Annotated in this window: 21 protein-coding genes; 9 read left to right on the forward strand and 12 right to left on the reverse strand. The window is 61.0% G+C overall.

Going from position 1 to position 20035, the window contains the following annotated elements; translation table 11 throughout:
- The first annotated feature begins 190 nt into the window (after positions 1 to 190).
- From KY494_RS12600 to KY494_RS12610, 3 genes are all read left to right on the forward strand, one after another.
- Positions 191 to 652 (forward strand): rhodanese-like domain-containing protein, encoded by a 462-nt coding sequence (locus KY494_RS12600; protein ID WP_219891158.1) that lies wholly within the window; start codon positions 191 to 193, stop codon positions 650 to 652.
- Positions 653 to 823: 171 nt separating this feature from the next.
- Entirely contained in the window at positions 824 to 1174 is a 351-nt protein-coding gene (locus KY494_RS12605) for a type II toxin-antitoxin system RelE/ParE family toxin (protein WP_219891159.1), read from the forward strand.
- Positions 1171 to 1455 (forward strand): helix-turn-helix domain-containing protein, encoded by a 285-nt coding sequence (locus KY494_RS12610; protein ID WP_219891160.1) that lies wholly within the window; start codon positions 1171 to 1173, stop codon positions 1453 to 1455. Before KY494_RS12605 ends, KY494_RS12610 begins: the two co-directional genes overlap by 4 nt.
- 1 nt (position 1456) lies before the next feature.
- Here the strand turns inward: KY494_RS12610 and KY494_RS12615 are convergent, their stop codons facing one another.
- Positions 1457 to 2800, reverse strand: coding sequence for a TAXI family TRAP transporter solute-binding subunit (locus KY494_RS12615; protein ID WP_219891161.1), 1344 nt, complete (start codon positions 2798 to 2800; stop codon positions 1457 to 1459).
- Positions 2801 to 2931: 131 nt separating this feature from the next.
- On the opposite strand from KY494_RS12615, the gene KY494_RS12620 reads away from it, so the two are divergent.
- Positions 2932 to 3537 (forward strand): glutathione S-transferase family protein, encoded by a 606-nt coding sequence (locus KY494_RS12620; protein ID WP_219891162.1) that lies wholly within the window; start codon positions 2932 to 2934, stop codon positions 3535 to 3537.
- Here the strand turns inward: KY494_RS12620 and KY494_RS12625 are convergent.
- The 7 genes from KY494_RS12625 to KY494_RS12655 all read right to left on the reverse strand — a co-directional run bounded on the left by KY494_RS12625 (position 3534) and on the right by KY494_RS12655 (position 11942).
- Entirely contained in the window at positions 3534 to 3914 is a 381-nt protein-coding gene (locus tag KY494_RS12625) for a hypothetical protein (RefSeq protein ID WP_219891163.1), read from the reverse strand. The two genes, KY494_RS12620 and KY494_RS12625, sit on opposite strands and share 4 nt — an antisense overlap.
- A gap of 58 nt (positions 3915 to 3972) precedes the next feature.
- On the reverse strand, positions 3973 to 7089 hold the full coding sequence (locus tag KY494_RS12630) for a transglycosylase domain-containing protein (RefSeq protein WP_219891164.1): 3117 nt from the start codon (positions 7087 to 7089) through the stop codon (positions 3973 to 3975).
- 364 nt (positions 7090 to 7453) lie between these two features.
- Positions 7454 to 8239, reverse strand: a complete 786-nt coding sequence (locus KY494_RS12635; protein WP_219891165.1) for a molybdopterin-binding protein — start codon at positions 8237 to 8239, stop codon at positions 7454 to 7456.
- A 31-nt stretch (positions 8240 to 8270) separates the two neighbouring features.
- The gene (locus KY494_RS12640; RefSeq protein WP_219891166.1) at positions 8271 to 9098 is read right to left on the reverse strand and encodes an EI24 domain-containing protein; all 828 of its coding nucleotides are present in this window, start codon (positions 9096 to 9098) and stop codon (positions 8271 to 8273) included.
- Positions 9098 to 10138: a sterol desaturase family protein gene (locus tag KY494_RS12645; protein WP_219891167.1), complete on the reverse strand. Its 1041-nt coding sequence runs from the start codon at positions 10136 to 10138 to the stop codon at positions 9098 to 9100. The genes KY494_RS12640 and KY494_RS12645 overlap by 1 nt, the downstream gene beginning before the upstream one ends.
- Positions 10135 to 10971 (reverse strand): polysaccharide deacetylase family protein, encoded by an 837-nt coding sequence (locus KY494_RS12650; protein ID WP_258194830.1) that lies wholly within the window; start codon positions 10969 to 10971, stop codon positions 10135 to 10137. The genes KY494_RS12645 and KY494_RS12650 overlap by 4 nt, the downstream gene beginning before the upstream one ends.
- A complete protein-coding gene (locus tag KY494_RS12655) occupies positions 10971 to 11942 on the reverse strand; it encodes a cytochrome D1 domain-containing protein (protein WP_219133039.1) in 972 nt (323 codons plus the stop codon). The genes KY494_RS12650 and KY494_RS12655 overlap by 1 nt, the downstream gene beginning before the upstream one ends.
- A 197-nt stretch (positions 11943 to 12139) precedes the next feature.
- Here KY494_RS12655 and KY494_RS12660 point away from each other — a divergent pair, with 197 nt between their 5' ends.
- Together KY494_RS12660 and KY494_RS12665 are read left to right on the forward strand one after the other, a co-directional pair.
- Positions 12140 to 12496 (forward strand): FKBP-type peptidyl-prolyl cis-trans isomerase, encoded by a 357-nt coding sequence (locus tag KY494_RS12660; RefSeq protein WP_010395194.1) that lies wholly within the window; start codon positions 12140 to 12142, stop codon positions 12494 to 12496.
- A 200-nt stretch (positions 12497 to 12696) separates the two neighbouring features.
- Positions 12697 to 12951 (forward strand): acyl-CoA-binding protein, encoded by a 255-nt coding sequence (locus KY494_RS12665; RefSeq protein WP_034782468.1) that lies wholly within the window; start codon positions 12697 to 12699, stop codon positions 12949 to 12951.
- 138 nt (positions 12952 to 13089) lie between these two features.
- Here KY494_RS12665 and proX read toward each other — a convergent pair whose 3' ends face one another.
- The 4 genes from proX to KY494_RS12685 form a co-directional block, all read right to left on the reverse strand.
- Entirely contained in the window at positions 13090 to 14148 is a 1059-nt protein-coding gene (gene proX / locus KY494_RS12670; RefSeq protein ID WP_219891168.1) for a glycine betaine/L-proline ABC transporter substrate-binding protein ProX, read from the reverse strand.
- 9 nt (positions 14149 to 14157) lie between these two features.
- Positions 14158 to 15261 carry a glycine betaine/L-proline ABC transporter permease ProW gene (gene proW / locus KY494_RS12675; protein WP_219891169.1) on the reverse strand — a complete coding sequence of 368 codons (1104 nt, stop codon included), beginning with the start codon at positions 15259 to 15261 and terminating at the stop codon, positions 14158 to 14160.
- The gene (gene proV, locus KY494_RS12680; protein ID WP_219891170.1) at positions 15258 to 16490 is read right to left on the reverse strand and encodes a glycine betaine/L-proline ABC transporter ATP-binding protein ProV; all 1233 of its coding nucleotides are present in this window, start codon (positions 16488 to 16490) and stop codon (positions 15258 to 15260) included. Before proV ends, proW begins: the two co-directional genes overlap by 4 nt.
- A gap of 589 nt (positions 16491 to 17079) precedes the next feature.
- Entirely contained in the window at positions 17080 to 17364 is a 285-nt protein-coding gene (locus tag KY494_RS12685; protein WP_099760480.1) for a polyhydroxyalkanoic acid system family protein, read from the reverse strand.
- 200 nt (positions 17365 to 17564) lie between these two features.
- Here KY494_RS12685 and KY494_RS12690 point away from each other — a divergent pair, with 200 nt between their 5' ends.
- The 3 genes from KY494_RS12690 (at position 17565) to fdxA (ending at position 19995) form a co-directional block, all read left to right on the forward strand.
- The gene (locus KY494_RS12690; protein WP_219891171.1) at positions 17565 to 18962 is read left to right on the forward strand and encodes a hypothetical protein; all 1398 of its coding nucleotides are present in this window, start codon (positions 17565 to 17567) and stop codon (positions 18960 to 18962) included.
- Between the two features lie 89 nt (positions 18963 to 19051).
- Positions 19052 to 19339, forward strand: a complete 288-nt coding sequence (locus tag KY494_RS12695; protein WP_219891172.1) for a protealysin inhibitor emfourin — start codon at positions 19052 to 19054, stop codon at positions 19337 to 19339.
- 332 nt (positions 19340 to 19671) lie between these two features.
- Positions 19672 to 19995 carry a ferredoxin FdxA gene (gene fdxA / locus KY494_RS12700; protein WP_010395176.1) on the forward strand — a complete coding sequence of 108 codons (324 nt, stop codon included), beginning with the start codon at positions 19672 to 19674 and terminating at the stop codon, positions 19993 to 19995.
- Positions 19996 to 20035: the final 40 nt, after the last annotated feature.

Here is a 20035-nt window from a genome sequence, read left to right on the forward strand (position 1 = left end):
GTTTGCGTCAAATCAAGAATGCACTATGCAAGTGCAAAAAACGAATAACGCACCATTATCGTGCATTTTGTGCGCATTCTTGAAAAATGCCTTCTTATGGTGCATGCGTCGTGCACCGTGGTTTCCCGTTTGCGGGGCGCGGATGGCGCACTATAATCGACCACACCACCCCACTTTCATCGAGGACGCCATGACTACCGCCGCCGACATCCTGACCACCGCCCGCAGCCGGGCCAATGAAGGTACGCCGTACGCCGGCGCCGTTACGCCGCAGGAAGCGTACGAACTGCTGCAACTGGACGCAGCCGCCAAGCTTATCGATGTGCGCACGAATGCCGAGCGCGACTGGGTCGGCCGGGTCGACATCGCCGATACCCAGCATGGCGCGGTGCAGTGGGCCACCTACCCGGGCGGCGCGCCGAATCCCGACTTCCTCGCGCAACTGGCGGCCCAGGCCGGCAAGGATGAAATGCTGCTGTTCCTGTGCCGCTCCGGCGTGCGCTCGCGCCATGCCGCCAAGCTGGCGACCGAGCACGGCTACATCAACTGCTTCGACATCCTCGAAGGTTTTGAAGGCGACAAGGACGCGGACGGCCACCGCAAGCAGATCGGCGGCTGGTGCAAGGCGGGCCTGCCGTGGCTGGGCGCCTGACGCTGGGCGCTTGATACTGGCCATTTAATTATCTGAACCGTGTTTGATCTGGCGGGCCACGCGATGGCCCACCATCGGCTACAACCATCCATGCGCGCCCGATTTTTTCAACCGCGGCGCAAATTCTCCTTGCGAACATGTACCTTATATAGTACAACGTAGAGGTGCGTCATGGATGCTTCCGGTTTGCGGCAGATTACCCTGCTGTTCTATGCGAACGGCAATGGCGGCGAACCCGTGCGCGACTGGCTCAAGTCGCTGCCCATCGAAGAGCGCCATGTGATCGGGCAAGACTTGATGCATGCGCAATGGCGCTGGCCCGTGGGCATGCCCCTGTGCCGGCATCTGGAGCAAGGTTTATCGGAAATTCGCAGCAGTTTGCCCGGCAACCGCATCGCGCGCGTGCTGATCTGCCATCACGGCGATTGCCTGGTGGCGCTGCACGGCTTTATCAAGAAAACCCGCGCCACGCCGGACGATGACCTGGCGCTGGCCCGCAAACGCTACAAGGAACTGACATGAACGCCACGTCCCCCCATCTCGGCAGCAGCCTGGACGACTTCCTCAAGGAAGAAGGCATTTTCGAGAAAACGCAAACCCAGGCCATCAAGGAAGTGATCGCCTGGCAACTGACGCAGGCGATGCAGGAACAAGCGCTGTCGAAAACGCGCATGGCGGCCCTGCTGCAGACCAGCCGCTCGCAGCTCGACCGCCTGCTCGACCCCACCAGCGACGTGACCCTGTCCACCCTGGAGCGCGCTGCCGCGCTGGTGGGGCGCAAGCTGTCGATCACCTTAGTTTGACTTAGTTTGATTCTGCCGGCTGGTACTCGCCCATCAAGGTCAAGATGCGCTTGCGCACGAAATTGATGTGGCTGCGCAAGCCGTACAAGCCATCGGCAAACGACAGCGGAATCGAGATCTGGTTGACCATTTCCTCGATCTGGTCGAGCCGTTGTAATTGCTCCGCATACACTTGCGCGCGCTGCTCTTGTGGCACGTCTTCCAGCGCCTGCTCCACCGTGCGTAACTGGCCATACCAGCGGTAGACGCGCGAGCGGATACGCCACACGTACAACGGCGGCACCACGCGCGACAGCGGCAGGATCAAGGCACCGAGCGCCACCACCAGCACCCACATGCGGTCAAAAAAATTGGCCAGCCAGAAACTCATATAGCGCTGCAGCACGGGCGCGCCATCCTTGTAGAACTTCAGCGCTTCGGGCGCGACGGGAATTTCCGTGTAGCGCGCGGACGGGAACTGCCCCTGCTGCTGGAACCAGCCCGTGCCGCCGTGAATACTGGCCGCCGCCTGCACGAACAGGTCGATCAAGGCCGGATGCAAGTCTTCGCGCGCAACCAGGGTGGCGGTCGGTGCGATCAGGTGGTAATCCTGCGCGGGGATGTTACGCCCCAGGTCGACGATACCGCGTGGCAAGACCACATGCGTGAGGAAAGGCAGGCGCCGCGTGTACGCCTCCGCTTGCGAAAAATCAAACAGCTTGATGCCCGGCGTTTGCAGCAGCATCTGGATCAGCGGTGCTTCCGGCGCCGAGCTGAACACGAGGCCATCGATGCGCCCTTCCAGCAACTCCACCGTGGCCGGGGTGTTCTGCAAGTCGCTGACGGTCAGCTCGTTCGCTTCGACGCCATTCACCGACAGCAACTGCCGGAACAGGCTGGGCACGCCCGTGCCTTCCGGTCCCAGGTTGATCTTCATGCCTTTCAATTGCGTCAGTTCCGTCACCGCCTTGTCTTCGCGCAGGAACAGCCAGACGGGTTCCGTAAACAGGCTGCCCAGGGATATGAGGCCATGCCGCTCGGCATCGGCGTGCTCCGTCGAGCCGCTTTGCACGAAGGCGATATCGGTCTTCCCCGCGTTCAGGCGCTGCAGGTTTTCCTGCGAACCCAGCGATGGCTGCAAGGTCACCTTGATGCCGTGTTTTGCCAGGGTGGCCGCGTATTTCTTGCCGAACTCTTCATAGGCGCTATTGTCCTGTCCCGTCGACAGGCTTACCTGGCGCGGCGGCGCCGGGTCGACCAGCCAGTAAGCGAGCGCGCAAAACGCGCCGACCAGCAGCAGGGTGGGACCGGCGGTGGCGAGGAAATCGCGCACGGAAAAGCGGCTGAACGCGAGGATTTTGGACATGTGGTGGCGCATAGGTTTCATGGGTGGCTACGATGCCAAGAAAAGCGCAACTATGCAAGGCACTTTCACCGGCGCGGCGTGGCCAAATCCGCTACAGTGGCAGATCAACCACCTGCCCCATGGAGCCCCGCATGCTGAAAATTCTGGGAAAAGCCGCCTCGATCAATGTCCGCAAAGTCCTGTGGACGTGCGAGGAACTCGACCTGCCGTACGAACGCGAAGACTGGGGCAGCGGCTTTCGCGCCACCGACGACCCCGCCTTTCTGGCCCTGAACCCGAACGCCATGGTGCCCGTGCTGGTGGACGGCGACCTGGTGCTGTGGGAATCGAACACGATCTGCCGCTACCTGTGCGCCCAAGCGGGCCGCGACGACTTGCTGCCAAGCACGCCCCGCGCCCGCGCGGAAGTGGAAAAATGGATGGACTGGCAAATGGGCGACCTCAACAACAGCTGGCGCTACGCCTTCATGTCGCTGGTGCACCACAGCCCCGCGCACCAGGATGCGGCGCAACTGGCGGCCGGCATTGCTGGATGGAACAAGATGATGGGCATCCTTGAACAGCAGCTGCAGCGCACGGGCGCGTTTGTGTGCGGCGAGCAATTCACCGTGGCCGATATCGTGCTGGGCCTGTCCGTCAAGCGCTGGCTGATGGCCCCGATGCAACGTCCAGCATATCCGGCCATTGCCGCGTATCACGCGCGCCTGGAAGATAAAACGGCCGTGTTTGCCGGCTAATCGAGTTCAATGGCCTCGACCGTGCCGCCGATGACGTAACAATCGCCATCGCGGCGCACTTCGTCCAGGGTCGCCGGGTCGTCATGCGTGTAGGTGCCGTCGACATCGACGCACCAGACGTCACCGAAACGCAGCAACTTCACGCCGCAGCAGATGCGGTTGATGAAGTTGCCCGGCGTCCTGAGCAGCACTTCGCGCACCGCGCCCACCGTGATGGCGACCTGGCGCCAGACATTGCCATCGAGCGCATGATTTCTTGCATACAAGACGATGCGCACGGCTTGCACGCCCCCGGGCTGATACCGCTGCTCGATGGACACGAGCGCGCCATCGTCAAAGCGGTGATATTGCTGAAAAATCTGCTGCGTCTTGTCCAATTGCACTTCCTCAAAAAAAAACCGGCCATGAAGGCCGGCTTTCAGCTGCAAAAATACCTCAATTCGTGCACTGTTTCGCCACGCCTTCGGCCGGTGCGGGCGGCTCGATCAGCGGCATCAGGCTTGGCGCCAGCGACACCAGCAATTGCACGGGCAAGGCGCTGGTGAAATCGTAGTTCTTCGATTCCGGCCCCCGCACATACGCCGTCATGCTGCCATAGAAGCGCTCGCCGATATTGAACACGAACGTGGCCGAACGGTTCACATAGCGCGACTCGATCAGGCGGCCGCCGGCGCCATACACATCGAAACGCTGGTCGCCCGTGCCCGTCTTGCCGCCCATCGGGATCGGCACGCCGTCGGCGCCGACGAATGCCGTCTTGGCCCGCTTCGCCGTACCGTCCGACACCACTTCGCGGATGGCCTTGGCCACGGCTTTCGCCACGTCCGGCGACAGCACTTGCTCCGCTTCCACTTTGCTGCCCCGCTTGACCATGGTGTCATACGGCGTATTGGCGGCGAAATGCATGGAATCGATGCGCACGCTCGGTTTGCGCACGCCATCGTTGATGATGATGCCCATCAACTCGGCCAGCGCGGCGGGACGGTCGGCCGAGGCGCCCAGGGTCGTCGCATACGACGGCACCAGCGAATCGAACGGGTAGCCCATCTTCTTCCACTGACGGTGGATTTCCAAAAAGCCTTCGACTTCCAGCAAGTTGGCGATACGGCGGTCCTGCGCATGCTTGCGGTGCGTATTGAACAGCCATTTGTAGACTTCCTGGCGTTCCTTCTCGCTGGCCGCCACCATCTGCGACAGGGTCGATCCTTCGTGCTGGCGCAGGTAGGCCACCATCCACAGCTCCAGCGGATGCACATTGGCCAGATAACCGCGGTCGGCCAAGGACCAGTTTTCCATCGCGTACTGCTCGTACAGCTTGGCCACGCGCTCGGACGGCACTTCGTTTTGCGACGGCAAGTTGGCGTTGAGGAAGTCGCCGAATTCCGCCACCGTGCCCTTCGGATTGATGGTGCGGAAGATATTCGCCAGGCGCACGGGCGTCGGACGGATGCTGGCCAACAAAATCTTTTCCTGCTCGTCGACGCTCTTGCCGCGGTACTTCTGATAGAAGCGGTGCAGGAATTCGCGCCCTTCCTTATCGGCAAACCGGCTCAGGTACTGGGCGCGGCGCGGATCGTCCGCATCCGCCAGCAGCGAGGCCGAGGAATCGGGGCGCGAGAACATGTAGTAGCGGGCCACGTCGCGCATCAGGCGCACAAACACCAGGTTGGTCGACTGGCGCAGCGCCTGCTGCACCGTCATGATGCGGCTGTCGTCGAGCTTGGAGAAGTTGCCGAAATGGTGCAAGCCGCCGCCCGTGAAGAAGCCTTCACCCGGATTGCCCGAATATTTGCGTTCCATGGCAGCGGCCAGCATGGCGGGCAAGTTGCGCGCCTCGCCGAGCGGCAATGGTTTCAGGTAAGCAATCGCCCACTGCGACAGCATGTCCTTCGGATCGACGGCAATCTTGCCCAGCTCGGCGGCGCCCATGCCGCTGTAGCGCTGGTGCAACTGGTCGATGATATCGAGGTAGCTCACCAGCGTACGCAGCTTGGCCGTGGAACCGAGGTCCAGCTTGGCGCCCTCGTTGATATCGAGCGGCTGGTCGAAGTTGTCGGTCTGCACGCGCAGCAAGTTGGCCTTGTCGCCTTTTTGCAGCAGGGTGAAGCTGTAGACTACATTGGCGGGATCGCCATTGCCCAGCATGCCCTTGCCCGTCAGGCCGGCCGCTTTCGCCACGGCAGGGTCGCGCAGCTCGCGCAAGACCTTGGTGACGGCGTTTTGCGCCTGCGCGTCGAGCGTGCTGACCACTTTCAGGTCCAGGCGATCGAGGTTGTACAAGCGCGGATCGCCGAGCATGCTGGCCAGGTGGTTGCGCACGGCATTCGAGGCCTTGCGCGTGACGAACGAGGTCGATGCTTCCGATTGCACGCCCGAGGCCGTCGATGGGCGCAGCTTCTCGGCGATGGCCGCATCGCGCAGCTGCGGCGAAATCACACCCGCCTGCGCCAGCAGGCGCAGATGGCTGTTGGTCAATTCTTCCAGGTCGGCGCCGCCGGCCACCAGATAATGCGAAGGACGCCGTTGCGCGATCAAGAGGCTCAGCGCCTGCTTGTAGGCCAGCGCACTGTCCGGCTGGTCCATTTTCCCCTTGAGCAAAGTCTTCACTTCGGCAAATGGACGGCCATACCAGACCCACATGCCGTCGCCAATGCCGTTGACTTCGCCAAAACCGCTTTTGGCCGACAGCGGCACGGTATTCAGGTAATTGACGACGATCTTGCGCCGCGCTTCCATGGTGTTTTCGCCATCCTGGTACGAACGCAGGCTGGCCGAAATCATCTGCAGCAATTTATCCTGCATGGAACTGGTGCGGCCGTCTTCCGAATGGCGGTATTTTTCGATCTGCGTGGCCAAGGTGCTGCCGCCACCGCCACGGTGGCCGCCGAACAGGTTCAGCGCCTTGTCCAGAATCGCCTTGCTCAGGCGGTCCCATTCCACGGCGGGATTGCGCTCGGGCGTGCCCGGGTCGAGCAACTCGCGGTTTTCGATGAACAGCAGGCTTTGCACGAGCGCGGGCGGTGCTTCGGTAAAGCTGTCGAACATGCGCTCGGGATAGCTGGCCGCAAACAGGGGCGCGGCGCGGCAATCGAGGATGGTCAGGCCCGCGCGGTTTTTCTCGTGATACGTGGCAAAGATGCCCCGGTCGACCAGCTCCACCATCTTCGGCGACATGCGCGCCTGCGCCGTGACGGCATAGTCGCGTGCATTGAGCTTGCTGATGAAGTCGGGCAGGCTGGCATAGCCGAGGCGCTCGTCATACGGGCCATGCTGCGGATAGCGGATGGCGCCCGCCGGCGCAGGGCCAGGCTCGACCTTGAACGTCAGTTGGCGGTCCAGGCGCGTGAAAAACTCGGCCTGCAGGGCCGAGGTGCGCACTTCGCGCATGACGAACCACGCTACGCCGGCGATCAGCGCCAGCAGAATAATGGCAAAGATCGGCCAGATGCGCGAACGGCGCTTCTTCGGCGGGCTCGCCGGCGGCGACGCCTCGACAGCTGGTTCAGAGGGGGGCCGCTCTTGCGCGGCCAGGTTGACGCCTGTGTCTTTCATGGGATGCTGGGATAAAGTTGGGTTTGGACGGCGCGGAAAAGGCGGTAGCGATACCGCTCCGCGCGGGATAAGACGAGGGCCGGCAAGGGCCGGTCACAACAAGGCTTGCTTAACATGATGTCCATACCGGTGAATCAAAAAAACACGCTACTGCACAGGCAGGCGACCCCGCGTTCGACACGCAAGGCCCCTGTTCACCATTCCACCACATCGGCATGAAAACGACTGACGAGCGCGCACAAAAACCTTGCTTCATTGAAGATTTTCGCAAAAAAACAACGTCTGGGAACGTACGCTTGCGTACATAGATGCAAGGCGGGCGGGACGCCAGCGAAAAAGCCGCCGGCGCCGGGCTGGCAGCATGTCAGATGGTGGTGTATTCCGCCTGCAAGGCATCGAGTGCGGCGCACATGTCCGCAAAGGCGGCCGCCGCCTGCGCGGGTTCGCCCTTCACGCCCAGTTCGATATGCCGGCGCGTCTGCGCATCGCCCACGCTGGGCAGGCTGAATACCTTAATCAGCGGAAACTCCGCCTCCAGGCGCACCATCAGCGGCGTCAGCAGGGATTCGGCCGTTTCGTACACGAGCAAGGCATGTTCCGCATGCGGCACCTGATTGAACAAATGGCTGTAATGCGTGTCCAGCACCCATTCGATCATGGGCCAGGACATGACGGGAAAGCCCGGCACGAAATAATGTTCACGCACGGCAAAGCCGGCAATCTTGTTGTACGGATTCGGAATCAGCTCGGCGCCTTCGACAAATTCCGCCATTTTCAGGCGGTGCAGGTTTTCCGGCGAGTTCAAATCGGCCGGCACGCCCGCCTCAGCGCCCATTTCCGTGATCCGTTGCTGGATATTGACCTTGCCCTGCGGATGCAGCACCAACGGCAAGCCCAGCGCATCGGCGGCCGCCTGGCGCGTATGGTCGTCCGGCGTGGCGCCGATGCCGCCAAAGCTGAAAACGATGTCGCCGCTGGCAAAGCTGCGCTTGAGCAAGGCGACCAGGCGGGCCGGTTCGTCGCCCACGTATTCCGCCCAGCTCAGCTGCAAGCCACGCTGCTTGAGCATGCTCACTACTTTCGGGAAATGCTGGTCCGTGCGCTTGCCCGACAGGATTTCGTCGCCGATGATGATCAATCCGATAGCCATGAAGCTCCCTCGTAGAATGCAATAAAAATGGTCAGGCGTCCGCCGGCGCCACGTCGGTCATGCCGCGTACGCCCCGCAAACGCGACAACGCTTCCAGGCAGTAATACTGGAACCACAGACCCGTAAAAATAAAGATCAGTACATACAGCCAGATGGCGAACGCCGCCAGGAAGGGGAAAAAGACGACGGACATCGCGCCGCCCATCCACAGCAGACCCGGCACGGCACCGGCCGCGCCGGAGACCATGCCGATGGCCAGCAGGGGCCAGCGCTGCGTGCGCATGATGACGTGGCGCTCTTCCACGCTGGCATAGTCGGCCATGGCGTCATACGCCATCACGCGGTAGGTCAGCCAGCCCCACAGCACCGCTTGCCCCACCAGGGCGGCGGGCGGAAACGCGTACAGCGGCAGCATGAGCACCCAGACGACGATGAACAGCAAAAAGGTAGCCAGGGAAGTGCCGACGCTGCCGAGCAGGCTGCCGCCATGCTTCTTTTCCAGCTGCGGAAAGTGCCGCCCGCCGATGTGGCGGCCGATGGCCGGCATGGCGAACAGGCCCATGAAAATGAGCGCCGTCAATATCATCAGCGGCAACAGCATGAACATGGCGATCAGCGGCACGATGACGGCTTTCAGCATGCCCAGGCCGAAGGTGGCCAGCACCTGCCCGCTGGTGCGGAAGAAATCATACTGCGTGAACAGCGCATGCAGGCTGTCGATCAGCGGCTGCAAGCCCACATACAGCAGGGCGCCCCACAGGATCAGCGACAGGATGAACGGCGCGACGCTCAACAGCAGTATCTTGCCGTGCAATTGCGACAGGAAAGCACGGCCATACGAATTCAACACATTACGCATCAACGGCGTCCTTTTCGTTTCAATCTTGCAAATTCCACCATGCGGCGCAAGCCCAGCCACTGCTGCTGCCAGAAGCCACGGCCATAGTTGCGCCCGGGCCGGCCCACGCCATTGCTATCGATGCGGGCCAGCTGGTCGCGCACGCCCGTGCGCGCATAGCCGGCCGAGAAATTCGCGGTGCCCAGCAGCATATCCCAAATCGGCAGCACCACGCCGAAGTTGCAACCGCCCATGCTGCCCTTGCCTTTCGACTCGTGCCCCACGCCAATCGCGTGGTGCGTGCGGTGGAAACGGGGCGAGATCAGCAGCCGTTCGCCGATGCGGCCGAAGTGTATCCTCACATTCGCATGCTGCAAGCTTTGCAGAATGCGCGAAATCGACACCAGCAGCACGTACTGGCCCGGCGGCACGCCGATACCGAGCGCCACCAGCGCCATCACCACGTCGCGCAGGAAGTCATCGAGCAAGTGGTTGCGGTCATCGCTCCACAAGTTCATGTTTTGCTGGCTGTGATGCAGGCTGTGCAAGCCCCACCACCAGCCGAAATGGTGCGAAGCCCGATGGTAGCAATAATCGACGAAGTCCAGTATCACAAAATAAATGATAAAACTAAGCAAGGGACTGATGCCGGGCAACAATGATTCCAGGTTCAATGGATGGATATTGTCGAAACGCAAAGCACCGGCCAAGGCATCCATCAGCGGATCGAGCGTGAAGAAGACCAGCACGGAAAACAGGCCGACGCGGTGCAGCACTGTATAAATAAAGTCGTTCCAGCGGGCGCGCGGGTCGGTGATCTTTTGCGCGGGTATCAAGGCTTCGAGCGGGCGCAGCACGAGAAACAGCAGCACCAGTTCGCACAGGCCGATCAGCAGCCACTCCGTGCCCTCGAACGCCTCTTCCGTGAATTCGCCAAAGCCCAGGTGATACACGAGGGGGTTCACCACAGTCTGGAACAGCCAGCCTTGCGCCACGCCAAAGGCGTCGACCACGGCGTCGATGACGGGCGTGACGAGGCTGACGATGTCGGCGGCGGTCATGGCTGGCCCTTCTTTTGCGCGTAGGCGGGATGCTCGCGCAGGGTGGCAAAACAGAAACCCTTGTCTTGCAGGCCGGAAATCAAGGCATCCAGGTTGGCGGGCGCCCACGCATCCTTGCGCGACCAGATGCCCATGTGCGAAATGAAAATGTCGCCGCTGCGCAGGTTCGCCAGCGCCTTTTTCAGCAGCATGGCGTTCGGATACTTGTCGCTGGGCAGCTCATCGCCCGAGTACCCCGCCGGCGCCCAGCCCGCATGCTGGTAGCCGCAGGCGCTGCCGGCCGCCAGGGTGCGCGGCGAGGTGTAGCCGCCCGGCGCGCGCCAGAATGGGTCGAGCTTGTGCCCGGTCAGTTCCTGGAAGCGCGTATCGACACGGCGCAATTCCTCGCAGAACTGTTTATCGGTGTAGGAGGCCAGCTTGCCGCCATCCTTGCCGAACTGGGGCTTGACCTGGATCAAGCCGTTGGCCAGATCCTTCTTCCAGTACACGTGGTCAAACGTATGCGTGCCGAACGCATGGCCTTCGGCGACCCGGGCTTTCCAGTACGGCGCCCATGACGGATCGAGCGAATAGTCGCCGCGCGTGGTCTTTTCATTGGCCAGGAAGAAGGTTGCCTTCACATGGCGCTTGTTCAGCACATCGGCGATCAGTTGCGCTTGCGACTGGCTACCCGTGTCGAAGGTCATGTAGATCGTGCCCTTGCAGGCGGCCGGGGCTGAAGATGCGGCGGGTACAGGTGCGGTAGGTGCGGCCGCTTGCGCGGGCGACAGCATCGTGCTGGCGCACAGCAGCATGGCGGGCACGCCGCCGCTCAGAATAAGACGCTGCATCATCACATGCGCGGCGAGTGGGTGGCGAAATACACGCCGTGGGGCGAGCGGCCCACCGGTATCGTCTTGATCACCTTGCGCGTGGTCAGATCGATCACGGCCACTTTCTTGATCCAGCGCAAGGTCACCCACATGGTCTTGCCATCGGGCGTGATTTCCATGCAGTCTGGTCCACCGGGCACATTGATGGTGCCCACGTTTTCCAGGGTTTGCTGGTCGATGATGTTGATCGTGTTCGACACGCGGTTCGAGACAAACGTCATGCGCTTGTCACCGAGCGCGCGGAAATTATGCGTGCCGGCGCCCGCCTTGATGCGCTTGACGGTCTTTTGCGTGCGCCAGTCGATCACTTCCACGTAATCGCTGCCCATGATGCCGACCAGCAAATGCTTGCCATCGGGCGTCATCGTGATGCCGGCCGGCGCCGGGCCGACAGGCATGGTCCATTTCACCGTCTGCGTGGCCAGGTCGATGGCGCTGACCTGGTTGCTGCCCTGTTGGGTAATGAAAGCCATGGTGCTGTCGGCCGTGAAGGCCATATGGCTGGGCAGTTTCGGCAGCGGGATGCGCTTGGCCAGGGTCAGGGTCTTGCCGTCGTAGCGGTACAGGTCGATGCGGTCCAGGCGCAGCGAGTTCGAGATGAACCATTTCTGGTCCGGCGAAAAGCCGATCTGGTACGGGTCGAGGATATTGCTGATGCGGCGCTGGATCTGGCCCGATACGGGGTCGAGGAAGATCAGCTCATTGCCCACGGAACTGGCGACGATCAGCGACTTGCCGTCCGGCGTTTCCATCAGGTGATGCGGTTCCTTGCCGACGGCAAAGGTGGACAGGGGAGCATAGGTTTTCTGGTCCAGCAGTTGCACCGTAGCATCACGGGAATTGAGCACCACCACCACTTCGGCTTGCGCCGTCGATATTGCGGAAACCAGGCACAGCGAGGAAAAAACAAGGCGGCGTAGACTGCGGAACATGGAAGAAATCACTGTTAAATACAAAACAGGCATTTTACGTGGAACACTGTATTTTTTGTATGAAATCCCCCCTTAAATGCGACCGGCAGCCACACATCGTCGTAATTTCCCCTTTTTCCCTGTCCCGCGCCTGGAATGGCGCTTTGCAACTCATTGCTCTACAATCTGAAGCTTTCATCGCCTACACAAGGATTATCATGACCACCACCACTACCGCTTCCGGCCTGCAATACATCGATACCGTCGTCGGCGAAGGCGCTGAAGCGCAAGCCGGCAACAATGTTGTCGTGCATTACACGGGCTGGCTGCAAAACGACGACGGCAGCGCCGGTTCGAAATTTGATTCGAGCAAGGACCGCAACGACCCATTCGAATTCCCGCTGGGCGCAGGCCGCGTCATTCAAGGCTGGGACGAAGGCGTGCAAGGCATGAAAGTGGGCGGCAAGCGCCAACTGATCATCCCGGCAGCACTGGGCTATGGCGCACGCGGCGCCGGCGGCGCGATTCCACCGAACGCCACCCTGATTTTCGACGTCGAACTGCTGGGCGTATAAGAACGGACTCCGCAGCGCTCAAGCGACTGTCTCCGGCGCCGCCCCTGTTCACTCAGCGGCGGCGCTTTTGTTTTGAGTGTGTCCTCTAATGCACGGCGCGCTTTTTTCACTATGATGTCAGGCACTGCAGCACGCACGGTGGCCACTCCGCCGCGCCTGCCGCACTTTTCCAGCGATTCCATCAGCACACAGGAGCCATCATGAGTTTACAAGAGCAATTCGAACAAGCGCAGCTCGATTCCAAGACCCTGTCCGAGCGTCCGGACAATATGACCTTGTTGAAAATCTACGCCTTGTTCAAGCAAGCCTCAAGCGGCGACGCCACGGGCGAGCGTCCTGGCATGACCGACTTCGTCAACCGCGCCAAGTTCGACGCCTGGGCGGCCTTGGCCGGCACCTCGAAGGAAGAGGCGCAACAGCAGTACATCGACCTGATCGAAGACTTGAAGGATTAAGCGCGAGCAACGCCTGCTTTACAGAGAAATCAGCCGAAAACGGCTGAAAACTCACTAAAAACCACCAAAACAGGCTGAAAACGCAAAAGTGGCTACCGAATCGGTAGCCACTTTTTTTACGCCGGTATCAGCCGTAAATTACTTTTTCGCTGCCGCCAGCGCTTGCGCGATCCAGCCGTCAAACGTTTGCTGGTGGTACTTGATCCAGCCGGCCGTATGACGCGCGATATCGGCTTGCGTGCTTTCGCCGCGGCGCATGCGCTCGTTCTGCGCATTGATATCGGCCACGGGCAGTTGCATCACCTCGAACAGCTTGGCCGCGGCCGGATTTTTCTCCGCCCACGCCTTGTTGGACACGATGCGCGCCGTGTTGACGGCAAAACCGTAATCGCTGCCATCGTCGAGGCGGGTATTCACCTTGTCCGGATTGGCCGAGAATGGCACTTTCAGCCAGACCACATCCTTGCCCGGCACCAGCACGCCACTGACCCAGTACGGCGTCCACGTGTAGTACAGGATCGGTTCGCCACGCTTGTAGCGGCCCAGGGTGTCGGCGATCAGGGCCGCATAGCTGCCCTGCACGTGCGTCACCGTCTTGCGCAATTTGTACGCATCCATGTGCGTCTCGATCAGCGCTTCGCAGCCCCAGCCCGGATTGCAACCCGTCAAGTCAGCCTTGCCATCGCCATCGTGGTCGAACAGCTTGGCCAGCGTCGGGTCGCGCAACTGGTCGATATTCGTGATGTTGTACTTTTCCGCAGTTGCCTTGTCGATCAGATAACCTTGCGCGGCCGGGCCGGCGTAGTGGCCCGTGCGCAACAGCTTGGCGTCGCCGCCCGCATTGTTATAGAAATCCTTGTGCATCGGGTCCCAGTGCACGGCCATGAAGGTGGCGTCGCCGTTGGCGATGGCGATATGCGCGGTCGGGTACTCCACTTCCTTGATCGGCTGCACTTCGTAGCCGAGCTTTTCCAGGGCCTTGTCGACCAGCATGGTCTGGAAGGTTTCTTCCGCGATCGAGCTTTGCAGCGGCTGTACCTTGACGCCCTTGCCGGGCAGCGCATCGGCTGTCACGGCCGGCGTTTGCGCCATGGCCAGGCTGGTGGTCAGGGCCAGGGCGGCGATCGCCAGGGCGGAAAACAGCTGGAACTTGCGTTGCGATTTTTGCGTCACTTTAAAATTGTCAATTTGATGCATGTGGTTCCTTTATTGTGCGTTGGCCAGCGTTGCTTGCTGCTCAACATTATTTTTCTTCGCATTGCCGCGCACCAGGCGCAGCACGAAACCGGCTGGACCCGTCTGATACCAGTGGCGCACGCCACGGCGCGGCTGACCCATCGCTTGCGTCAACCGGTCGAGGGTGATGGCCAGCAGCACGATGCCCAGGCCACCCACGGTTGCCAGACCCATGTCCAGGCGGCCAATACCGCGCAACACCATCTGACCCAGACCACCGACGGCGATCATCGAGGCGATCACGACCATCGACAGCGACAGCATCAGCGACTGGTTGATACCGGCCATGATGGACGGCATGGCCAGCGGAAACTGCACGCGGGTCAGCAACTGCCACGGCGAAGCGCCATATGCACGGGCCGCTTCGATCAAGTCCGGACGCACCTGGCGAATACCCAGGTTGGTCAAACGCACCAGCGGCGGCAGGGCAAAGATGATCGTCACGATCACGCCTGGCGCATTACCGATACCAAACAGCATCACCACCGGCACCAGGTAAACAAAGGCGGGCGTGGTCTGCATGGCGTCCAGCAAGGGGCGCAGGATATTCTGTGCGCGGTCGCTGCTGGCAAGGAAAATGCCCAACGGCAAGCCGATGGCCAGACAGAACGCCAGCGACGTCAACACCAGCGACAAGGTCGTCATGGCTTCTGGCCAGATGCCCAGCATCGACACGAGCAACAGCGCCAGCACGGTACCGATGGCCAGCGTGCGGCTGGTAAATTGCCATGCCAGCAAACCGATGATGGCGATCACCGTCAGCGACGGAGCGGCCAGCAGCACGCCTTCCACGCCGGACAATACGCTGTCGATCGGCGCGCGCACGGCCTGGAAGAAGGGGCGGAAATGCGCCACGACCCAGCCCAGGCCCTGGTTAATCCAGCTTTCCAGCGGCAGCGAGCCGTCGAAAAGCTGTGTCATGTGAAAGCCGGACGCATGTTCCGGCTGCACGGCAGGCGCGGCGGCATCGAGCCACGCGGTGCTGGCGTCGGTGGGCGGCGTCAGCGCCCAGGGATTGATGTGGGCGGCCTGCTCAACAACAGGTTCTACGGTGGAAACGGTGCTTGGGTTCATGCTTGTCCTTTCTGTTGTTGTTCGGCTATGGCTGGCGTATCGCGGTCGAGGAACTTCAGCAAGGTTGTCTTGCTGATGGCGCCGCGGAAGCTGCCGTCATTGGCCACCACAGGGACGGCGTAAGGCAGTTGCGCCACCTGGCCGAACAGGCCGGCGACTGGCTCATCTGCGTTGATGGTCTGCACGTCAGGCAGATAGGCATGCGCCAGGCCCAGCGGGCCCACATGGCCGTCGAGCGCACTGCGCAGCGAATCGACCGAGACGACGCCGAGGAACTTGCGCTGCGGATTGACAATGTACGCAAACGCGCGATCCTGCTCTTCCAGCATCGACAGCGCGGCGCGCGAGCCGCGGCTCGGCGATTCCGACACCACGATCTGGCTCTTGCGGGCAATATCGCTGGCCTTGAAGACGGCCGCCGCATCGACGCCGCGCACGAAGTTGCGCACATAATCGTTGGCAGGTTTACGCAAGATTTCTTCCGGCGTGCCCACTTGCACCACATGGCCGTCTTTCATGATGGCAACGCGGTCGCCGATACGCATGGCTTCGTCGAGGTCATGCGAAATGAAGACGATGGTGCGGCGCTTGATTTGCTGCAAGCGCAGCAGTTCCGATTGCATTTCCGTACGGATAATCGGATCGAGCGCGGAAAACGCTTCATCCATCAGCAAAATCGATGGATCGCATGCCAGCGCACGGGCCAGGCCCACGCGCTGCTGCATGCCGCCCGACAATTCGTCGGGATAGCTGGCGCCGTAGCCGTCCAGGCCCACTTGCTCCAAAGCTTGCTGGGCCAGCGCATGGCGCTCGGCCTTGGGCATGCCGGCCAGTTCCATGCCGAAGGCAGTGTTGTCGAGCACGGTAATTTGCGGCAGCAGCGCGAACGACTGGAACACCATGCTGATGTCCTTGCGGCGCAGGGCACGCAGTTGAGCGTCCGGCAAGGTGTTGATGTCGTTGCCGTCGATCAGGATGCGGCCGGCGGTCGGCTCGATCAGGCGGTTCAGCATGCGTACCAGGGTCGACTTGCCCGAACCGGACAGGCCCATGATGACGAAGATCTCGCCCGCTTCAATGGTAAAGGTGGCGTCGAAGACGCCGATGGTACAGTCGGTCTTGGCCAGGATATCCTGCTTGCTGGCGCCCTTGCGGACGAGTTCAAGTGCTTCTTCTGGCTTGTCGCCGAACACTTTGAACACATGGTCGATAATGATTTGTTTTGCCACGATGTGGTTCTCCCTCGATTTGACGAATGGAATGAAACCCAGCAAGCTGCTAGCTTGCGGCGGGAATCAACAAACCCTGTTGCGTCGGCTACGCCACGGCGCAAAAAGCGCACGGGAGCGACAGTAAACAGGGGGTGACACGCGTGTGACCAGCGGATGGCCAAAGCCGATGCCGGGGTGCCGGGGTGCCGGGTGCGTGCTAAAAGAGGCTGTGGTTCAGGACTTTTAACAACGCTAGCGCCATGCAAATACATGGCACCAAATGTATTTGACCGAAAAAATCGACCAAGCTACTTTTATCTGGATGCGGGTGTAAAACCCGAAGAATTATTCACCACTCAGCGAGCGGAGAGTACTGCGAAGCAGAAGGTGAAACGCGGTGTAGCTGTTGTAAATATGACTCAAGTATAACGCAAAAAGACACCAAAGTCCAATGGCTTTCCAAATAGAAATGTGATAGCAATGTTCGCCAGCGTACAGTCAGATGTAAAAAAGGCGAAAAGAGACGTGTTGGCATCGTCTTTTCGCCCATCGCTGCGACACGCTTCCTAGCACCAAACAGGGCGCCAGACAAGCGGGTGAAACGCCATCAAACTGATTCAGTGAACACCTTGCGCATCTTCTCGGCAATCTTGCCTTCGATGGTGGAAGCAAAGGCGCTGAGCATGAAGCCCAGCTTGATTTGCAGTTGCGCCTGCTCTTTTTCCAGGGTCAGCGAACCATCGACGCCGCTGCGCTCGAAGCGCAGCACATCGCCATCCCAGGCACACGCCAGGTCATATTCCTGGGCCAGCTTGTCGGCCACTTGCTGCGCCGCTTCGCGCGCCTTTGCTGCTGTCAGCTTATGTTGCTGAACTATATTTATATCCGCCATCAAACGATCCTTTTATTATAAAAACGGGGGCCATACGGCCAGCATCATACCAGCCGCCATGCGGCAGGCGCAGCCACAGCGGGCACTGGCCTGACAAAAAACGCCCGCCGTCCCGCATCTCGTTTGCGCGGGATCAAACCGGACACGCCGAAGCGGGACGACTATTCCAGTTCCAGCTGCGCGTATCTTGGAGAGCTACCATGGACCAGAAAGTCATCGTGCCGGTCGAAGCCGTGCTGACCAAATGCGTGTCCCTGCCCGTCGGCTATGTCCCCACCCCCTCGGCGCCGTACCGCCAGCACCGCAAGAATGCGCAACTGACCTTGCAGCCAGGCCCGCCCCGCCTGAGCGAGGCAACGGCCCGCAACCTGGCCGCCGTGCCCGTCGGTTCGCGCGTGCTGATCTGGAAGCAAGACCCGTCCGTCAGCGACCTGGGCACGCGCAAAGCCTTTTTGCCCGGCCTGATCCTGCAAGGCCCGCGCGACGCGCGCATCACGTTTGGCGAACCGGGCATCGCGCAGGTCAGCCCGAACGCCTTCGGCGACTTCATCGTCTCGCCCAACACAGACCAGTTCGATGCCGTGCACACCTTTGCCATCGTGCGCATGACGCTCACCATGTACCAGCGCGCGCTGGCCAGCAACGACACGGCGCCGCCCCTGCCCTGGCAATGGAATAGCGCCAGCAATACGGCGCCCCTGCGCGTGTTTCCGCACGGTTTGCCCAATGTCATGAACGCGTACTACAGCCGCAGCGACAAGGCCCTCAAGTTCGGCGACTTCATCCCCAGCGGCGCCACCGAGCGCGTCTACACCTGCCGCTCGCTCGACATCGTCTCGCATGAAACGGGGCACGCCGTGCTCGATGGCCTGAAACCGAATTGGCTGCTCAGCAACAATCCACCGCAAACGGGCGGCTTGCACGAATCGTTCGGCGACCTGACCGCCATCTTCCTGGCCCTGTCGCAGCTGGACCAGGTGGAAGCGGTGATCGCCCAGACGAAATCCGACCTGCACGACAAAACCTTCCTGGCCGACCTGGCGGAACAGTTCGGCCTGGCCCTGGGCCGGCCAAACGGCTTGCGCAATGCCGACAACGACATCAAATTATCGGAAGCGGGCACGGAGGTACACGCCATCTCGCAAGTGTTTACGGGCGCCATCTACGACATCCTGGCCGACATCTTTGCCCACGAACGCCAGCCCCAGCTGGAAGACGACGCGGCCGTGCTGCACCGCTGCGGCGACTACCTGCGCAGCCTGGTCCTGCGCGCCCTGGTGGCATCGCCCGAGCAAGCCGCCACGTATGCCGACGTGGCCGGCCACATGCTGACGATCGCCGAGGCCGATGGCAACGGCGCCTACCTGGACTTCATCCGCAACAGCTTTACCGTGCGCGAAGTGCTCAAGGCCAATGCCATGACAGAAGATGGCCAGATGGGCTTTGCCCCAGATGTTGTCGACGACGACAACGCCGTGCAAGACAGGCGCGCCTGCTGCGGTACCATGAACCATGCGGAATACAGCGAATCGGACCAGTTGCTCGAAGCGGAGCGCGAAGCGCTGGCCGCCTGGTGCCGCAACTACGGCCCGCGGTAACAAGCAGCACCAGCATGCCCGCTTCAGGCCAGCCGCGCCAGCGGCAGACCATGGCGCGTTCCCCACCACCATTCACAGCAAGGAGCAGCATGAAAATTTCAGCCCGCAGCAGCGGCGGCTTTGCCGGCCTGAGCGAACAGTATGAGATCGATACGCAAGCCCATCCGGCCGGCCCCGGGCTGGAAGCGGCACTGGCCAGCAGCGGCTTTTTCACGCATCAGCAAGCCACGGGGGAACAGCTGGGCGCCGATATCCCCCGCTGGCAGATCACCGTCGACGCGCCCACCGCGCGCCGCACCATCACGTTTGCCGAGGATGGCAGTGCTGAAAATGCACGTTGGCAACAGTTGCTGACGCAAATACGTGCCAGCGCCTGATTTTTCTGGCATGTATTTTGGTCGATCTTGATTTGAGTAAAACAAAAACACCACACGGCAAGTCAGCACGCCGCCCGCACTGCACTCTGCCGCATCGGGCGACTGTCGCTTTCTTGCCGCGTTCGTCATGGCAACGTCCCGGATAGTCGCTGAATTGCACTCTCTGCACGGCAACGGCAACGCGAAAAAATGAATTTGCTTATATGTATTGTATATAAGCGGGATTTGTGAGAAATAGCGAATTGCCTTAAAATACAATGCTTTGCTTTAGTATGCGCCGCCGAGGTTCCTGCAGGCGCTACAGCACCTCCCCAAAAATTGATAGGACTGTTATGACCCACGTTGTCACCGAATCCTGCATCGCCTGTCGCTACACCGACTGCGTCGATGTCTGCCCGGTAGATTGTTTCCGGGAAGGCCCGAACTTCCTGGCGATCGATCCGGACGAATGTATTGACTGCGCCGTCTGCGTGGCAGAGTGCCCGGTGAACGCGATTTTCGCGGAAGAAGACGTGCCGGGCGACCAGCAAGCCTTCATCAAGATCAACGTCGATCTGGCCCGCAACTGGCCTTCGATCACCAAGACGAAGGCTGCCTTGCCGGAAGCCGAGCAATACAAGGACGTCAAGGACAAGCTCGACATGCTGGTGCGCTAAGCGCATGGCAGTTGCGGCGGTCGTTCCGGCGGGGATCGCC

This window comes from Janthinobacterium sp. PAMC25594, assembly GCF_019443505.1.
Lineage (GTDB): Bacteria > Pseudomonadota > Gammaproteobacteria > Burkholderiales > Burkholderiaceae_D > Janthinobacterium.